Source organism: Mycolicibacter terrae (assembly GCF_010727125.1).
GTDB classification, from domain to species: domain Bacteria; phylum Actinomycetota; class Actinomycetes; order Mycobacteriales; family Mycobacteriaceae; genus Mycobacterium; species Mycobacterium terrae.
In genome coordinates, this window is the sequence record NZ_AP022564.1 from 2,531,367 (window position 1) to 2,546,643 (window position 15,277).

Genomic DNA, 15,277 nt, shown 5'->3' on the forward strand with positions numbered 1-15,277 from the left:
CCCGGCTACTACCAGGGTAATTGGCGTTAATTACTAGGCGCAAGTTTTATGCCCTCGGCTCGACCACTACCAGAGACCGATCGAAACCAGGGCCGCGGCGCCCCGCCGGCATAATCGTGACCGTCACCAACTCCGAGATGACTTTCCCCTTAAGGTCCGGCGTCAGCGCGTCCCAGCGTTCCCGCAATTGCTCACCGGCGCCGATCAGATCAGCGGCCGGATTCTTGCGGGCCAGCTCGGCCAGCTCCGCGTCGATGCCGGCCAACTGCCCGCGGAGCTGGGTGGTGCCTCGGCGTAGCTGCGAGCCATCCACCGCGCCATCGGCGAACAGGCCGGCCAACTCATCGAGCCGGGCCTGCAACCCAGCGCGTTGGGCCTGTAGCTCGGCAACGTCCACGGTGCGCCCATCATCGAGACGCAACGGTATATCTGGGCGTGACAGATATTGCAGTACAACTGTTTCGACCCACTCGTCTACGGGTTCGCCGCGGCGTACGACGTGCTGGTGGTCGCGGCACTCATAACGTGGGGCGGTCGGGTTGCCGGCCAGCGCGTGCCGCATCGGGCCGCCGCACAGCCCGCACAGGTACACCCCGGAGCCGATGTACTTCCGGTCGAAGTTCACGCCTGGGTGTCGCGCCGGATCGGACAGGAACGCCACCAGCCCGCGGTGCGTGTCCACATCCAAGATCGGCTCCCATTGCCCCGGCCCAACCTCGCGGCCGCGGTGCACGACGATCGCCGCATAGCGTGGGTTCATCAGCAGGCGGCGCACATTCGGGCTGGTGAATGGCCGTCCGCGGGTGCCGGTCACGCCGGCCGCGATCCACTCTTTCGACACGGCCCGAATACTCTTGCTTGCCAACACATCCCGGGCGGCCTGCCGGATCATGGCGGCCTCCTCGGGTACAATCTCGCCCTTGATCGTGTACCCGAACGGCCGGTTAGCGGACACCCACTTGCCGGCGGCGGCAGCCTGATCGTTTGCGCGGCGCTGCCGCTCACCCTTGTGTTCCGACTCTTGCCGGGCCACACTGCCCAGGATGCGGGCCAGCATTCGGCCGGCACTGGTGGACAGGTCCAGGTCGCCGCCGTTGACCGTCCTGATCTGCACGCGGCGGGCGTCGGCGATCTCTATCAGCCGTTCGAGGTCTTTCATGGATCGGTACAGCCTGTCGGTGTGCCAGCAGAGCAGGCCGCCGATTTCGCCGGCTTCCATCGCGGCCAGCAGGGCCTCGAAACCGGGCCTGGTCTTGCCGCTGAATGCGGACAGGTCGTTGTCGTCGTGGTGGGCAACGACCTCCCAACCGAGCCGGTCGGCGAGGGCCAGGCAGTCCTCGAGCTGGCGTTTCACGCCGAGGGCCTGCCCGGCGGTGTCTTGGCTGATTCTGGTGTAGACGGCGGCGCGCATGGCAGCTAGCCTATAAGTGCATTAACGCGGTTTCCATACCCGCGACCGCGGCTGCACCCGACCCGACTGCCTCGTGCCCGGGTACCACTGCGAGGTCCACCATTGCGATCCCTGGGCCAACGGCGGCCGCACTGACGCCGACAAGCTGTTTTTCGCCTGCGGCTGCGATCACACCGACACCACCGAAGGACGACAACAGACCGTCGCCACCGCCTCCGGCCGCCTCGGCTGGACCGACGGCACCGGCCCACCCGAGATCAACCACGCCCACCACCCCGAAGAACTACTGCGCGGCGACCCCGACCCGCCCAGTAACGAAGCCGCCTGACCGGCGTTTCGTCAGGGCGCGTGGCGCCAGTCCACCTCGCCCGCGTCGCGCGCCCACGCCGGCATGATGAACACGCCTTCGGCCTCCACCGTGACACCGGAGGCGTCGGAGATATGCCCGCGGGCATAGGACTTGATGCGTTCCCGGCGGTATACCGAGGCTTCCGCGCGCAGCGGGCCCAGCGGCGTGCCGCGCAGGTATTTGATGGTGATCGTCCCGGTGAACAGCGGCTTGGTCAGTCCGTCGCTGGCCGCCTCACCGAGCAGATGGTCGAGCACCAGGGCACTCACCCCGCCGTGGACCAGCGAAGGCGGGCCCTCATAGGCCGCGCCGAGGTGAAAGTCGGTCCAGCAGTGGCCGTTCTCGCCGTGCTGGATCACCAGCGGCGGGGCGATCGGATTGCGCAGGCCGATCACCGCGTTGCCCCATGCCAGTGGGCGCCCGTCGACGATGTAACGCAATCCCGGTGCATCGCTGAGTGTCCCGGCGCGCAGCCGCTCGGTCAGCTGGCGCACCTGGGCGGTCACCTCCCCGGCCGTGGTGTCGTCGGCCTGGGTGCGAATAGTGGCGTCGATCAGCTCGCGTACCGCCTGCGCCAGCGGTCCGTAGCGCTGCAAGAGCAGCGCGCTCTCGTCAGCGCTGATCGTGGGCACGTTCGAGTCCGCTCCGAGATTCACCACAGATGTTCTCCTCTAATCACCGAATACCTTGCGTGCCACGGCCTTCGCACGTCGCGTCACCCGCAGGTAGTTGTCCAGGAATTCACCGCCGTCGCCGCCGGGCCAGCCGGCAGCCACCGCGACCGCGTTCAGCGCGCGCCCCGCCCCGGGTAGCTGGTCGGTGGGTTTGCCACGGACCAGTACCAACGCATTGCGGGCACGGGTCGCGGTCAGCCACGCCTGCCGGAGCCGGTCCACGTCGTCTTCCTCGAGCAGGCCGGCAGCGGCGATGGCGTCCAGGGTCTCCAGCGTCGAAGTGTTGTGCAGCGCCGGAACCCGGTGCGCGTGGCGCAGCTGCAGCAGCTGCACGGTCCACTCGACGTCGGCCAGCCCGCCCCGGCCCAGCTTGGTGTGCGTGTTGGGGTCGGCTCCCCGCGGCAGCCGCTCGGAGTCGACGCGCGCCTTGACCCGGCGGATCTCCCGCACCGCCTCGGCGGAGACCCCGCCGGCCGGGTAGCGGGTCTCGTCGACCATCAGCAGGAAACGTCGGCCCAGTTCGGCGTCACCGGCGACCCAGTGCGCCCGCAGCAGCGCCTGGATCTCCCACGGCTGCGCCCACTGCGCGTAGTAGGCCTCATAGGAGGCCAGGGTGCGCACCGGCGGGCCGGTGCGACCCTCGGGTCGCAGGTTGATGTCGACCTGCAGCGGGGGGTCGACACTGGCGGTGCCCAGCAGCGCCCGCACCTGTTCGGCGATCGTCGTCGCCCAGCGCACCGCGTCGGCGTCGCTCACCCCTGCCGCCTGGTCATTGGCCTCGCAGACGAACATCACGTCGGCGTCCGAGCCGTAACCGAGTTCGCCCCCGCCCAGCCGGCCCATGCCGATGACGGCGATACGCGCCGGAGCCGACCCGGGGCCGTCGTCCGGCAGGTTGACCCGCATGATCGCGTCCAGGCTGGCCTGCAGCACCGCCACCCACACCGTGGTCAGCGCCTTGCAGACGTCGCGCACCTCGAGCATGCCGAGCAGGTCCGCCGAGGCGATCCGGGCCAGTTCGTGGCGGCGCAGGCTGCGCGCCGCGGCGATCGCGCGGACCGGGTCGGCGTGGCGGGCCGCCGACGCGATCAGCGCCCGCGCCACCGCGTCGGGCTCGGTGTCGAGCAGTTTCGGCCCGGACGGACCGTCGCCATAGGCCTTGATGACGTCGGGTGCCCGCATCAACAGTTCCGGGACGTAGGCCGAGGTGCCCAGCACCCGCATCAGCCGCTTGGCCACGGCGCTGCTGTCGCGCAACGTGCTCAGGTACCAGCGCTGCATGGCCAGCGCCTCGCTGAGCCGGCGGTAGGCCAGCAGTCCGGCGTCGGGGCTGGGCGTATCCGACAGCCAGTACAGCAGCTTGGGCAGCAGCACCGTCTGGACCCGGCCGCGGCGGCCGCTCTGGTTGGTCAGCGCCGCCAGGTGCGTCAGGGCGTTCTGCGGCGCCTCGTAGCCCAGCGCGGCGAGCTGTCGTTCGGCGGCGCCGGGCGTCAGGCCGCCGGCCAGCTCGAGGCCCGCAGGGCCGACGGCCTCCAGCAGCGGCTGGTAGAACAGCTTGGCGTGCAGCCGTGACACCCGTAGGTTCTGGGCCTTGAGCTCCTCGCGCAGCACCCCCAGCGCGTCGTGGCGACCGTCCGGCCGGACGTGGGCGGCGCGGGCCAGCCAGCGCAACGCCTCGTCGTCGTCGGGCGGCGGCAGCATGTGGGTGCGCTTGAGCCGCTGTAACTGCAGTCGGTGTTCGAGCAGCCGGAGGAACTCATATGACGCGGTCAGCGTCGCCGCATCCTCGCGGCCGATGTAGCCGCCGGCGCCCAGTGCGGCCAGGGCGTCGACGGTTGACGCCACATGCAACGACTCATCGCTGCGGCCGTGCACCAGCTGCAGCAGTTGCACGGCGAACTCCACGTCGCGCAGGCCCCCGGCGCCGAGTTTGATCTCGCGGGCCCGGATCTCGGCGGGTACCAGCTGCTCCACCCGCCGACGCATCGCCTGCACGTCGGTGACGAAATCCTCACGCTCGCAAGCGGTCCAGACCATCGGCAGCAGCGCCTCGACGTAAGCTCGGCCCAGTTCGGCGTCACCGGCGGCGGGGCGCGCTTTGAGCAGCGCCTGAAACTCCCAGGTCTTGGCCCACCGCTGGTAGTAGGCGATGTGCGACTCGCAGGTCCGCACCAGCGCACCGTGCCGGCCCTCCGGCCGCAGCCCGGCATCCACTTCGAAGAACGCCTCGCCGGCCACCCGCATCAGCTCGCCGGCGACCCGGCTGCTCACCGCGTCGGCTTCCTCGGCGACGAAGATGACGTCGACATCGCTGACGTAATTCAGTTCGCGCGCACCGCATTTGCCCATCGCGATAACGGCCAGGCGAGGCACGGCGGCGGTGTCGTCCGCGCCGCACACCGTCGTCTCGGCCAATTGCAGCGCCGTCGCCAGCGCGGCGTCGGCCAGGTCGGACAGATGCGCCCCGACGGTCACGAACGGCAGTTCGGGCAGGTTCTCGACGGTCGGCGCCAGATCCAACGCGGCCAGCACCAGCAGCCGGTCGCGGTACAGCGCCCGCAGCCGCTCGACGTAGGCACCGTCGATCGTCTCAGCGACGCACTCGGCGAACATGGCGCGCAGCGCATCCGCCGACGGCAGGGTGAGCGTGTAGCTCTCGGAGTCCGCCGAGCTCGCCAGCAGCTTCCAGGACTGCGGGTGGGCGATCAGGTGATCCCCCAGCGCCAGCGAGGATCCCACCACCCCGAACAGCCGCCCACGCAGACCGCGATCGGCCAGCAGCGCCGCGCTCAGCTCGTCCCAGTCGATCCCCGGCGCCTCCGACAGCCGGACCAGCGTGCGCAGCGCAAGATCGGCGTCGGGCGCTCGCGACAGCGCCCACAGGACATCGACATGCGCCTGGGTGTAGGAGCTGTACCAACCGAGCTGGGTCAGATCCGCCGCAGCGTACCGGTCGACCAGACCCAGTCGCCCGACGCTAGGCAGCTTGCGGCGCTGCGCTCCGGGGTAGGTCACGACCGTCCGGGTCAGAGCGCCAGGTAATTCTGCAGCTCGTAGGGGGTCACGTGGCTGCGGTAGTTCGCCCACTCCTGACGCTTGTTACGCAAGAAGAAGTCGAAAACCTGCTCCCCCAACGCTTCTGCGACCAGCTCGGAGTTCTCCATCTCGGAAAGGGCGCGCTCCAAGGTGCCGGGCAGTTCCCGGTAGCCCATCGCCCGGCGCTCCTCGGGAGTCAACGCCCACACGTTGTCCTCGGCCTCCGGGCCGAGTTCGTAGCCCTTCTCGACTCCGCGCAGGCCGGCTGCCAGCAGCACGGCGAACGCCAGATAGGGGTTGCACGCCGAGTCCGGGCTGCGCACCTCGATGCGCCGCGACGACGTCTTGTGCGGGCTGTACATCGGCACCCGCACCAGCGCCGAGCGGTTGGACGCGCCCCAGGACGCCGCGGTGGGGGCTTCCCCGCCGTGGATCAGCCGTTTATAGGAGTTGACCCACTGGTTGGTGACGGCACTGATCTCGTTGGCGTGCTCGAGGATTCCGGCGATGAACGACTTGGCAGTCTTGGACAGCTGCAAGGGGTCGTCGGGGCTGTGGAAGGCATTGACCTCCCCCTCGAACAGGCTCATGTGGGTGTGCATGGCCGAGCCGGCGTACTCGCGGAACGGCTTGGGCATGAACGACGCCCGCACTCCCTCTTTGAGCGCGATCTCCTTGATCAGGTAGCGGAAGGTCATCACGTTGTCGGCCATCGACAGCGCGTCGGCGTAGCGCAGGTCGATCTCCTGCTGCCCCGGGGCGTTTTCGTGGTGGCTGTACTCCACCGAGATGCCCATGGTTTCCAGCGCGTCGATCGCATGCCGGCGGAAGTTGGCGGCCGACCCGTGGATCGCCTGGTCGAAATACCCGGCGTCATCGGCCGGAACCGGTGTCGTGCCGTCGTAGGGGCCCGGCTCGAGCAGGAAGAACTCGATCTCGGGGTGCACGTAGCAGGCGAAGCCCAGCTCCCCGGCCTTGGCCAGCTGGCGGCGCAGCACGTGCCGTGACGATGCCCAGGCCGGGGAACCGTCCGGCATGGTGATGTCGCAGAACATCCGGGCCGAGTACTGCCGGCCGTTATCCGACGTCCACGGCAGCAACTGGAAGGTGGACGGGTCGGGATGGGCGACCATGTCGGATTCGAAGACCCGCGCGAAGCCCTCGATCGCCGAACCGTCGAAGCCCACGCCCTCTTCGAAGGCGCCCTCGAGCTCGGCCGGTGCGATCGCGACCGACTTCAGATACCCGAGGACATCGGTGAACCAGAGCCGGACGAAGCGGATATCGCGCTCCTCCAGCGTGCGGAGCACAAACTCCTTCTGACGGTCCATACCGCGAAGCGTAGCAGCGCTCAACACTTCGCATCGTCTGGTGGCAACGTGCCGTCGACCAGGTAACGCGTGGCGTAGCCGTCGACGCATTCGTTGCCCTGGAACACCACCGTGTGCTGGGTTCCGTTGAAGGTCAGCAGGCCGCCGCGCAGCTGCTTGGCCAGGTCGACGCCGGCCTGATACGGGGTGGCCGGGTCGCGGGTGGTGGACACCACCATCGTCGGCGGCAGATCGGGCACCGAAATCGTGTGCGGCTCGGTGGTCGGGGGCACCGGCCAGAACGCGCAGGTGCCCAGCGGCGCGTCGCCGGTGAACTCTCCGTAACTCATGAACGGCGCCATCTCACGCGAACGCCGATCTTCGTCGATCACCTTGGCGCGGTCGGTGACCGGTGGCTGGTCGACACAGTTGACCGCCACCCGGGCGTCGGTGGCGTTGGTGTAGTGACCGTTGGCGTCGCGGCGCATGTACAGATCGGCCAGCCCGAGCATGATGTCGCCGCGGCCATCGGCCAGATCCGACAGGCCGTCGTTGAGGTGCTTCCAGAACGTCGGGGAGTACAGCGCCATGATGGTGCCGACGATGGCGTCGCTGTAGCTCAGCCCCCGCGGATCCTTGGTCTTGGCGGGCTTGTCCACCAGCGGGTCTACCAGGCTGTGATAGACGTCGACGGCCTTGACCGCGTCGGTGCCCAACGGGCACTCGGGTTCCTTGGCGCAGTCCGCCGCGAAGTCGTCGAACGCACCCTGGAAGGCCTGTGCCTGGCGCAGATCCTCCTCGATGGGGTCGGCGTTGGGGTCCACGGCACCGTCGAGGATCATCGCGCGGACGTTCTGCGGGTAGGCCTCGGCGTAGGCCGAACCGATCCGGGTGCCGTAGGAGTAGCCCAGATAGGTCAACTTCTCGTCGCCCAGCCCGGCCCGGATCGCGTCGAGGTCACGGGCGACGTTGACGGTGCCGACATTGGCCAAAAAATCCTTGCCGGTCTTCTCCAGGCAGCGTGCGACGTACTCCTTGGTCTCGTTCTCGATGCGCTCCACGCCCTCCGGGCTGTAGTCGACCTGGTTGAGGGCTCGCAGCCGGTCGTTCTCCTTGTCGGAGTTGCACCACACCGCCGGGCGCGACGACGCCACCCCGCGCGGGTCGAAACCGACCAGGTCGAACCGCTCGCGGATCTTGCGCGGCAGCGTGGAGACCAGCCCGACCGCGGTTTCGATCCCGGATTCCCCCGGCCCGCCCGGGTTGATCACCAGTGAGCCGATCTTGTCCTTGGTGGCCGGGAACCGGATCATGGCCAGCCGCGCGACGTCGCCCTGCAGTTTGGAGTAGTCGACCGGCACCGCGATGAACCCGCACTGAGCGTCGTCGGGGACCTTGATGTTGGTGTCGGCGGTGAATCGGCACTTGTCCCACTGGACCGGCTGGCCGACCCGTGGCGCGGCCAGCACCGCGTGACCCGGAATCATCCGGGTGCAGCTGCCGACCGTCAGGACCACCACCGCGATCGCGAGGCAGGTCAAGGTGGTGCGCACGATCCTGTCGCGGCGGGTCGGCGGGGTCATGACACCACATGCTGCCATGCACAGCTGGGCAGACCCCGACACCAGGGCGTCAGCGCGTGGCGTCCGGCGGTTGCTTCTTGGCACGGCCGCCCCACCTGGTCGGCGATCTGCCTGGGCCGGTGTGAGGAAATCCACTCACCTGGTGATTCACCAGCAGGGCCGCAGGTGGCACACTGGCTGATGTCAGACGACCCGGGGACCCGAGTGAGGGCTTCGAGGATCGACCCGACCAGTTCGAGGGACAACGATGTCTGAGCACGTTTATGGCGCCTCCAACGATTCACGGCCCGACCCGGTCCGCATCGCTCCGCAGACCCGCGTCCATCATCTGCAACAGCTGAAGGGCGAGGGCCGCAAGTGGTCGATGCTGACGGCCTACGACTACTCCACCGCCCGAATCTTCGACGACGCCGGAATCCCGGTGCTGCTGGTCGGCGACTCGGCCGCCAACGTGGTCTACGGCTACGACAGCACGGTTCCGATCTCCATCGACGAACTGATCCCGCTGGTGCGCGCGGTGGTGCGCGGCGCCCCGCATGCGCTGGTGGTCGCCGACCTGCCGTTCGGCTCGTATGAGGGCGGCCCCGCGGCGGCACTGGCCACCGCCACCCGGTTCATGAAGGAGGGCGGTGCGCACGCGGTCAAGCTCGAGGGCGGTGAGCGGGTGGCCGACCAGATCGCGATGCTGACCGCGGCCGGCATTCCGGTGATGGCGCACATCGGGTTCACCCCGCAGAGCGTCAACACCCTCGGCGGTTTCCGGGTGCAGGGACGCGGTGACGCCGCCGAGCAGACCATCCACGATGCGATCGCGGTGGCCGAAGCGGGAGCGTTCGCGGTGGTGATGGAGATGGTGCCGGCCGAGCTGGCCACCCAGATCACCGGCAAGCTGACCATTCCCACCGTCGGGATCGGCGCCGGCCCCAATTGCGACGCGCAAGTTCTGGTGTGGCAGGACATGGCCGGGATGACCACCGGCAAAACTGCCCGCTTCGTCAAGCGCTTCGGCGACGTGGGGGCGGAGTTGCGCCGCGCGGCGACGCGGTACGCCGATGAGGTGGCGGCCGGAACCTTCCCCGCCGAGGAGCACTGCTTCTAGCCGGCGCCATCGGGCTCGGTGTGTGACACGCTGGGCCTATGACCGGCGACGACACCGGCGATCCGATTCGCCGTGCGATTGCCGAACAGGTCGCTTCCCTGCCGGTGCTCGAGCGTGCCGTGCGGGCCGATGCCGACGACGCGGTGCATCAGATGCGGGTGAGCATTCGCCGGATCCGCAGCCTGCTGCGGGCAGCGCCGGATGCGTTCGGAGGTCCGACCGCGGTCGCCTCGCCCGATTGCGAGCTGCGCCGGCTGGCCGGGGTGCTCGGAACCGCCCGGGACGCCGAGGTGCTGGCGCACCGCTATCGCCGGGCGCTGGACCGGATGGCACCGCCCCTGGTGCGTGGCCGGGTCGTCGAGCGGCTGGTGGACGCCGCCCAGGAGCACTATCGGGCCGGGTGGGCCGACTCGGTGGCCGCGCTGGACTCGCCGGACTATCGGCAGTTGCTCGGTGACCTCCGGGCCCTGGCCGAAGAACCCGCCGCCGAAGAGCCCGGGGGCCGCTCCCCCGACTCGATCCACGCCGCCTTCCGGCGGCTGCTTAAGGCCGCCAAGGCCACCCGGGTGGCCGGCGCCGGCCGCGATGAAGCGCTGCACCGGATCCGCAAGGCCGCCAAACGGCTGCGCTACACCGCCGCTGCGGTGGGTGAGCCGGCGATCGCCGAGCAGGCCAAGACGATCCAGACCCTGCTCGGCGAGCATCAGGACAGCGTGGTCAGCCGCTCGCACCTGCTCGAGGAGGCGCGAGCCGCCGAAGCGGCTGGTGAGGACACCTTCAGCTACGGGTTGCTCTACCAGCAGGAGCGCGACATCGCCCGCAGCTGCCGCGCCCAGCTCGAGGAGGCGCTCGACGAGCTCGCCGAGTCGATGGCGATGTGGCGGGGCGGACGAGCTGGCCTATAAGCCGGATTCTGTACCGCACCGCGATGCGATGCGGTGGCGACCATCCATCTGGGCACACCGTCGCCGGGTACCTCAAGCGGCCTACCCGCAGGCTCGAGCGAGCAGCCCTCAGGCGCCTGCGCGACCGCACCGAAATGCGGCCTTCTTGGCCTTGCTTCGGGTGGGGTTTACCGAGCCGTCCCGGTCACCCGGGACGCTGGTGCGCTCTTACCGCACCGTTTCACCCTTACCACCGACAGGTGGCGGTCTGTTTTCTGTGGCACTTTCCCGCGAGTCACCTCGGATTGCTGTTAGCAATCACCCTGCTCTGTGAAGTCCGGACTTTCCTCGACCCGCTCGCGCGAGCCGCGGTCGCCCGGCCAACTCGTCCGCGCTGATCACCGTACTACGCGACGCGCCGGAACGCCTCAGTTGCGGCCGTAAACAGCGGCCACCACGGTCCGGTCCACCGTGCTCTCCGACCACACCCCGGATGGCGTTGTCGGCGCAGTCGGACATGTTCGCGAAATCCGCCGGGTCAGGTACCAGCGGTTGAGGATCTCCAGACCGCTGATAGCCAGGGCGGGGCCCCTGCCCTGCCGATCGGGCACATCACTGCGGATCTCACCGGCATCGCCATTCCCCTCGTCACGAAGCCTGGGCGGAACAGTAGAGCGCACCCGTTAGCTGTCGACGCACCGAAATGACCTACTACCGCGTCATTCGTGAAACTCGCTGGTTGCCCGGCACCGGCGATTACGCGCAACGCGATTTAATCGAAGCGAGCGGAGCGAGAGCTCTTCTCCGAGCAGAATCAACGCGGAGGGCCGATGACGACGACACCGTGGCGAAAGCGGGTGGACGCCGGCGACTGGGACGCCATCGCCGCCGATCTCGACGAGTGCGGCGGCGCGCTGCTGCCCCGGCTGCTGACGACGGCCGAAGCCGCGCGGCTGCGCCGGGTCTACGCGTGCGACGAACGCTTTCGCGCCACCGTCGACATGCAGCGCCATCGTTACGGCTCCGGGCAATACCGGTATTTCGCGGCGCCGGCACCGGGGCCGGTGGATCACCTCAAACGAGCGCTGTATCCGCACCTACTGCCGATCGCCCGGGACTGGGCGGCCCGGCTGGGCCGGGAGACGCCCTGGCAGGACGACTTCGACGAATGGCTGGATCACTGCCACCGGGCCGGGCAGACGAAGCCCACCGCGCTGATGCTGCGTTACGGTCCCGGCGACTGGAACGCGCTGCATCGAGACCTCTACGGCGACTTGGTATTTCCACTGCAGGTTGTCATCAACCTCAGCGACCCGACAGTCGACTACACCGGCGGCGAATTCCTGCTGGTCGAACAGCGGCCGCGAGCCCAGTCGCGGGGCACCGCCACACAGTTGCCGCAAGGGCACGGCTACGTGTTCACCACCCGCGACCGGCCGGTGCGCTCGACCCGCGGCTGGTCGACCGCACCGGTGCGCCACGGCGTCTCGGCCATCCGCTCCGGCGAGCGCTACACCCTCGGACTGATCTTTCACGACGCGGCGTGAAGGCGGCGCCTGAAAGACGCCGCTTACCCGGTCCGCCGCAACAGGATCACATTGTCGATCCAGGTCGCCGGTTGCCCGTCGCGCCCGACGCCCGCGCGTCGTGACTGCTCGGCGCGGATCCGTTCCCAGTTCTCACCGTCGAGGTTCAACGACGCCAACACTTCGGCGACGCCGGCGAAATGATGGTCGCGGGCATGCTCCCCGGCACCCGGCGGCGCCGCCCCGTGGTCGACGATCAGCAACATCCCACCCACTGCTACGGCGTCGGCGGCGCGGCGTAGCACCGTCTGGCGGTCCAGCGGCGCCGGGGAGTGCAGGAACTGCGCCGACACCAAGTCGAACCGGCCGTCGGGGAAGCTGGTGGACAGGTCGTGGCACTCGAAGCGGATGCGTGACAACACATCCCGTTGCGCCGCCGCGTCCCTGGCCCGATTCAGGGCGTTGGCGGAGATATCGACGGCGAGCACCTGCCAGCCGTCCTCGGCCAGCCAGACGGCATCGGCGCCCTCTCCGCAGCCCAGGTCCAGCGCCCGGCCCGGCGCCAGGTCGGCGGTGGCCTCGGCGAGCCGGGCGTTGACGCGTCCGCTCCACACCCGCTCGTCACCGCCGTAGAACTGTTCCCAGAACTCCCCGGCGTCCTGCACGGACTCAGTCATCGCTCACCCCCGCCGGCGGCTACGCCAGGCAGCGCCAGACCGTAGTCGTCGGCCGCCAGACTCCGCACCACTGCCGCTGCGGCCCGAGAGCCCGCCGCGACCGCCGCGGCGACCTGCGGCATCTCTGCGGTCAGATCCCCGGCGGCGAAGACTCCGGGAATCGACGTGCGGCACAGCGGATCCACCCCGACCGGGTCTTCGGCGAGGCCGGGAGCAGTGATATCCACACCGAGTCGCGCGGCGAGCCGATCGCGCTGCCGCATGCCCACCGCGACCAGCAGTCCCCGTCGCGGCAGCCGGCTGCCGTCGGCGAACACCACAGCCGACAACTCACCGTCGGCGGCATCGAGTGCCGCTACCGTCCGCTCGTCGACCTTCACGCCGGCACCGGACAGCCGGGCCCGGCCGGCGTCGTCGAGGTCGGCAGAGCCGTCGCCGAGCACCACGATGTCCTCGCTCCAGCACCGCAACAACAGCGCCAAGTGCACCGCGCGGTCACCACGGGCCAGCACCGCCAGCGGTCGATCGGCCATTTCCCAGCCGTGGCAGAACGGGCAGTGGAAAACCGAACGGCCCCACAGCCCGTCCACGCCGGGCAGCTCCGGTGGCAGGTAGGCCATCCCGGTGGCCAGCAGCACCCGGCGGGTCCGCTCGGTGGCGCCGTCGGCCACACGCACTGTGAAAGCCCCGTCCACGCGGCCGATGTCGGTCACCTCACCGGCGCGGATCTGCACACCATAGGACCCGAGTTCGCTGCGCCCGAGTGCATACAGTTCGGCCGGCGGGCGGCCGTCGTGGCCCAACAGGCCGCCGATACCGGCTGCGGCCAGGTTGCTCTGCTCCCCGGCGTCGATCAGCAGCGTCTTGCGCCGGGCCCGGCCCAGCACCAAGCCGGCGCTGAGCCCGGCAGCCCCGCCGCCCACCACGATGCAATCCCAGATTCCGTCCATGCAGCCGAGCGTGCCGGGCCACGCCCACGAGTGGCAAGGAAATTTGCCATACAGGCAAATACCGCGAGGGACGGAGCAGCGTCGCCACGGCTGCGCGCCGCGCCGACCCGGAGAATCGAGCTGTTCTTCAGGGCCGTCCGCCACGACACCGAAGCCGACTTCTAGCATCGTTTACGGGGTCTATCCGGTGTGGCCGCGCGGCACCGGACACGCAGCGAGAGATAAGGTCGCCTATGGGCAGGATCTACGACAACGTCACCGAACTGGTCGGGCACACGCCACTCGTGCGCCTTAACCGGCTGACCGACGGCCTCGGTGCGGAGGTGGTGGCCAAGCTGGAGTTCTACAACCCGGCTCACAGTGTCAAAGATCGAATAGGGGTGGCGATCATCGACGCAGCCGAGCGCTCCGGTGAATTGCGGCCCGGTGGAACGATCGTCGAGGCCACCAGTGGCAACACCGGTATCGCGCTCGCGATGGTCGGTGCGGCGCGCGGATACAAGGTGATCCTGACCATGCCCGACACCATGTCCACCGAGCGCAGGGTGATGCTTCGCGCCTTCGGCGCCGAGATCGTGCTGACGCCCGGCGCCGAGGGCATGTCCGGCGCGGTGGCCAAGGCGAAGCAGATCATCGCCGACACCGACAACGCGGTGGCCGCCGATCAGTTCGCCAACCCCGCCAACCCGCAGATCCACTCGGTGACGACCGCCGAGGAGATCTGGTCGGATACCGGCGGCGCCGTCGACATTTTCGTCGCCGGCATCGGCACCGGGGGCACCCTGACCGGGGTGGGCCACGCCCTCAAGGCACGCAAGCCCGAGGTCAGCATCGTCGGCGTCGAGCCGAAGGACTCCGCGATCCTCAACGGCGGCGACCCCGGACCGCACAAGCTACAGGGCCTCGGGCCGAACTTCGTGCCCGAGGTGCTCGACCGGGACGTCTACGACGAGATCATCGATGTCACCTCCGAAGACGCCATCCGGGTCGCCCGCGCACTCGGCACCGACGAAGGCATCCTCGGTGGAATCTCCGCGGGCGCCAACGTCTGGGCCGCATTGGACCTGGCCAGACGCCCGGAGAACGCCGGCAAGCTCATCGTGGTGATCATCCCGGACTTCGGCGAACGCTACATCTCGACCCCGCTGTTCGAGCACATCAGGGAATGATCACGCCATGAGCCTGCTATCGGCGGTACGCGAAGACCTGCGCAACGCGCGAGCGCACGACCCGGCGGCACGCGGGGACCTCGAGAACGCCCTGGTCTATTCGGGTCTGCATGCCATCTGGTCGCACCGGTTGGCACACCGGCTTTGGCGCCGTCCGGCCCTGCGTGGCGCCGCCCGGGTGCTCTCGCAGTTCACCCGGGTGGTCACCGGGATCGAGATCCACCCGGGTGCGACCATCGGCCGGCGGTTCTTCATCGACCATGGGATCGGTGTGGTGATCGGTGAGACCGCCGAGATCGGCGACGACGTGATGCTCTATCACGGGGTGACGCTGGGCGGGCGCTCCCTGAACAGGGGCAAGCGCCACCCGACGGTAGGCGACCGGGTGACCATCGGCGCCGGCGCAAAAGTCCTCGGTCCGTTGAGCATCGGCGACGATTCCGCTATCGGCGCCAATGCCGTCATCACCCATGACGTACCGGCGAATTCGATCGCCACCGGAATCCCAGCGGTGGTGCGCGCCCGCACCGAGAATCAGCGTGAGCCGGGTGTCGACCCGACGTCCTACATCGACCCGGCGATGTACATCTGACACCCGTTCGGCAGGGC

11 protein-coding genes, 1 other RNA gene and 2 pseudogenes are annotated in these 15,277 nt (G+C 69.0%); 6 read left to right on the plus strand and 8 right to left on the minus strand.

The annotated features are described in order from the left end of the window. Nucleotides 1–46 precede the first annotated feature (46 nt). Nucleotides 47–1,411, minus strand: coding sequence for a recombinase family protein (locus G6N23_RS12220; protein WP_085261064.1), 1,365 nt, complete (start codon nucleotides 1,409–1,411; stop codon nucleotides 47–49). A 34-nt stretch (nucleotides 1,412–1,445) separates the two neighbouring features. On the opposite strand from G6N23_RS12220, the pseudogene G6N23_RS12225 reads away from it, so the two are divergent. Then, nucleotides 1,446–1,739, plus strand: a pseudogene (locus tag G6N23_RS12225) (HNH endonuclease signature motif containing protein); the annotation flags it as partial. A gap of 11 nt (nucleotides 1,740–1,750) precedes the next feature. Here G6N23_RS12225 and G6N23_RS12230 read toward each other — a convergent pair. The 4 genes from G6N23_RS12230 to G6N23_RS12245 are packed head-to-tail and all read right to left on the minus strand — an operon-like array spanning nucleotide 1,751 to nucleotide 8,363. Further along, entirely contained in the window at nucleotides 1,751–2,416 is a 666-nt protein-coding gene (locus tag G6N23_RS12230; RefSeq protein ID WP_085261164.1) for a PaaI family thioesterase, read from the minus strand. A 15-nt stretch (nucleotides 2,417–2,431) separates the two neighbouring features. After that, on the minus strand, nucleotides 2,432–5,464 hold the full coding sequence (locus tag G6N23_RS12235) for a bifunctional [glutamine synthetase] adenylyltransferase/[glutamine synthetase]-adenylyl-L-tyrosine phosphorylase (RefSeq protein WP_085261165.1): 3,033 nt from the start codon (nucleotides 5,462–5,464) through the stop codon (nucleotides 2,432–2,434). Then, nucleotides 5,461–6,801: a type I glutamate--ammonia ligase gene (gene glnA, locus G6N23_RS12240; RefSeq protein ID WP_085261066.1), complete on the minus strand. Its 1,341-nt coding sequence runs from the start codon at nucleotides 6,799–6,801 to the stop codon at nucleotides 5,461–5,463. Before glnA ends, G6N23_RS12235 begins: the two co-directional genes overlap by 4 nt. 20 nt (nucleotides 6,802–6,821) lie before the next feature. Further along, nucleotides 6,822–8,363 carry an alpha/beta hydrolase gene (locus tag G6N23_RS12245; protein ID WP_085261067.1) on the minus strand — a complete coding sequence of 514 codons (1,542 nt, stop codon included), beginning with the start codon at nucleotides 8,361–8,363 and terminating at the stop codon, nucleotides 6,822–6,824. A gap of 247 nt (nucleotides 8,364–8,610) precedes the next feature. Between G6N23_RS12245 and panB the strand changes: the two genes are divergently transcribed. Both panB and G6N23_RS22695 read left to right on the plus strand, forming a co-directional pair. Then, on the plus strand, nucleotides 8,611–9,462 hold the full coding sequence (gene panB, locus G6N23_RS12250) for a 3-methyl-2-oxobutanoate hydroxymethyltransferase (RefSeq protein WP_085261068.1): 852 nt from the start codon (nucleotides 8,611–8,613) through the stop codon (nucleotides 9,460–9,462). Between the two features lie 38 nt (nucleotides 9,463–9,500). Further along, nucleotides 9,501–10,136, plus strand: a pseudogene (locus G6N23_RS22695) (CHAD domain-containing protein); the annotation flags it as partial. A 212-nt stretch (nucleotides 10,137–10,348) separates the two neighbouring features. On the opposite strand, the gene rnpB reads toward G6N23_RS22695, so the two are convergent. After that, nucleotides 10,349–10,734, minus strand: an RNA gene (gene rnpB, locus G6N23_RS12260) — RNase P RNA component class A. 442 nt (nucleotides 10,735–11,176) lie between these two features. Between rnpB and G6N23_RS12265 the strand changes: the two genes are divergently transcribed. Further along, nucleotides 11,177–11,893, plus strand: a complete 717-nt coding sequence (locus G6N23_RS12265) for a 2OG-Fe(II) oxygenase (RefSeq protein WP_085261069.1) — start codon at nucleotides 11,177–11,179, stop codon at nucleotides 11,891–11,893. Nucleotides 11,894–11,916: 23 nt separating this feature from the next. Here the strand turns inward: G6N23_RS12265 and G6N23_RS12270 are convergent, their stop codons facing one another. Then, on the minus strand, nucleotides 11,917–12,549 hold the full coding sequence (locus G6N23_RS12270; protein WP_085261070.1) for a class I SAM-dependent methyltransferase: 633 nt from the start codon (nucleotides 12,547–12,549) through the stop codon (nucleotides 11,917–11,919). Further along, complete coding sequence (locus G6N23_RS12275; protein ID WP_085261071.1) at nucleotides 12,546–13,499, minus strand: NAD(P)/FAD-dependent oxidoreductase; 954 nt, start codon at nucleotides 13,497–13,499, stop codon at nucleotides 12,546–12,548. The genes G6N23_RS12270 and G6N23_RS12275 overlap by 4 nt, the downstream gene beginning before the upstream one ends. Before the next feature lie 233 nt (nucleotides 13,500–13,732). On the opposite strand from G6N23_RS12275, the gene cysK reads away from it, so the two are divergent. Together cysK and epsC are read left to right on the plus strand one after the other, a co-directional pair. Continuing rightward, on the plus strand, nucleotides 13,733–14,668 hold the full coding sequence (cysK, locus tag G6N23_RS12280) for a cysteine synthase A (RefSeq protein WP_085261072.1): 936 nt from the start codon (nucleotides 13,733–13,735) through the stop codon (nucleotides 14,666–14,668). A 7-nt stretch (nucleotides 14,669–14,675) separates the two neighbouring features. Further along, complete coding sequence (gene epsC / locus G6N23_RS12285) at nucleotides 14,676–15,260, plus strand: serine O-acetyltransferase EpsC (RefSeq protein WP_085261073.1); 585 nt, start codon at nucleotides 14,676–14,678, stop codon at nucleotides 15,258–15,260. The last annotated feature ends 17 nt before the right edge of the window (nucleotides 15,261–15,277 follow it).

Coding starts and splice junctions, on each gene's coding strand:
- G6N23_RS12220 (WP_085261064.1), bottom strand. CDS start 1,411: ATGCGCGCCGCCGTCTACACCAGAATCAGCCAAGACACCGCCGGGCAG.
- glnA (WP_085261066.1), bottom strand. CDS start 6,801: ATGGACCGTCAGAAGGAGTTTGTGCTCCGCACGCTGGAGGAGCGCGAT.
- G6N23_RS12245 (WP_085261067.1), bottom strand. CDS start 8,363: ATGACCCCGCCGACCCGCCGCGACAGGATCGTGCGCACCACCTTGACC.
- panB (WP_085261068.1), top strand. CDS start 8,611: ATGTCTGAGCACGTTTATGGCGCCTCCAACGATTCACGGCCCGACCCG.
- G6N23_RS12265 (WP_085261069.1), top strand. CDS start 11,177: ATGACGACGACACCGTGGCGAAAGCGGGTGGACGCCGGCGACTGGGAC.
- G6N23_RS12270 (WP_085261070.1), bottom strand. CDS start 12,549: ATGACTGAGTCCGTGCAGGACGCCGGGGAGTTCTGGGAACAGTTCTAC.
- G6N23_RS12275 (WP_085261071.1), bottom strand. CDS start 13,499: ATGGACGGAATCTGGGATTGCATCGTGGTGGGCGGCGGGGCTGCCGGG.
- cysK (WP_085261072.1), top strand. CDS start 13,733: ATGGGCAGGATCTACGACAACGTCACCGAACTGGTCGGGCACACGCCA.
- epsC (WP_085261073.1), top strand. CDS start 14,676: ATGAGCCTGCTATCGGCGGTACGCGAAGACCTGCGCAACGCGCGAGCG.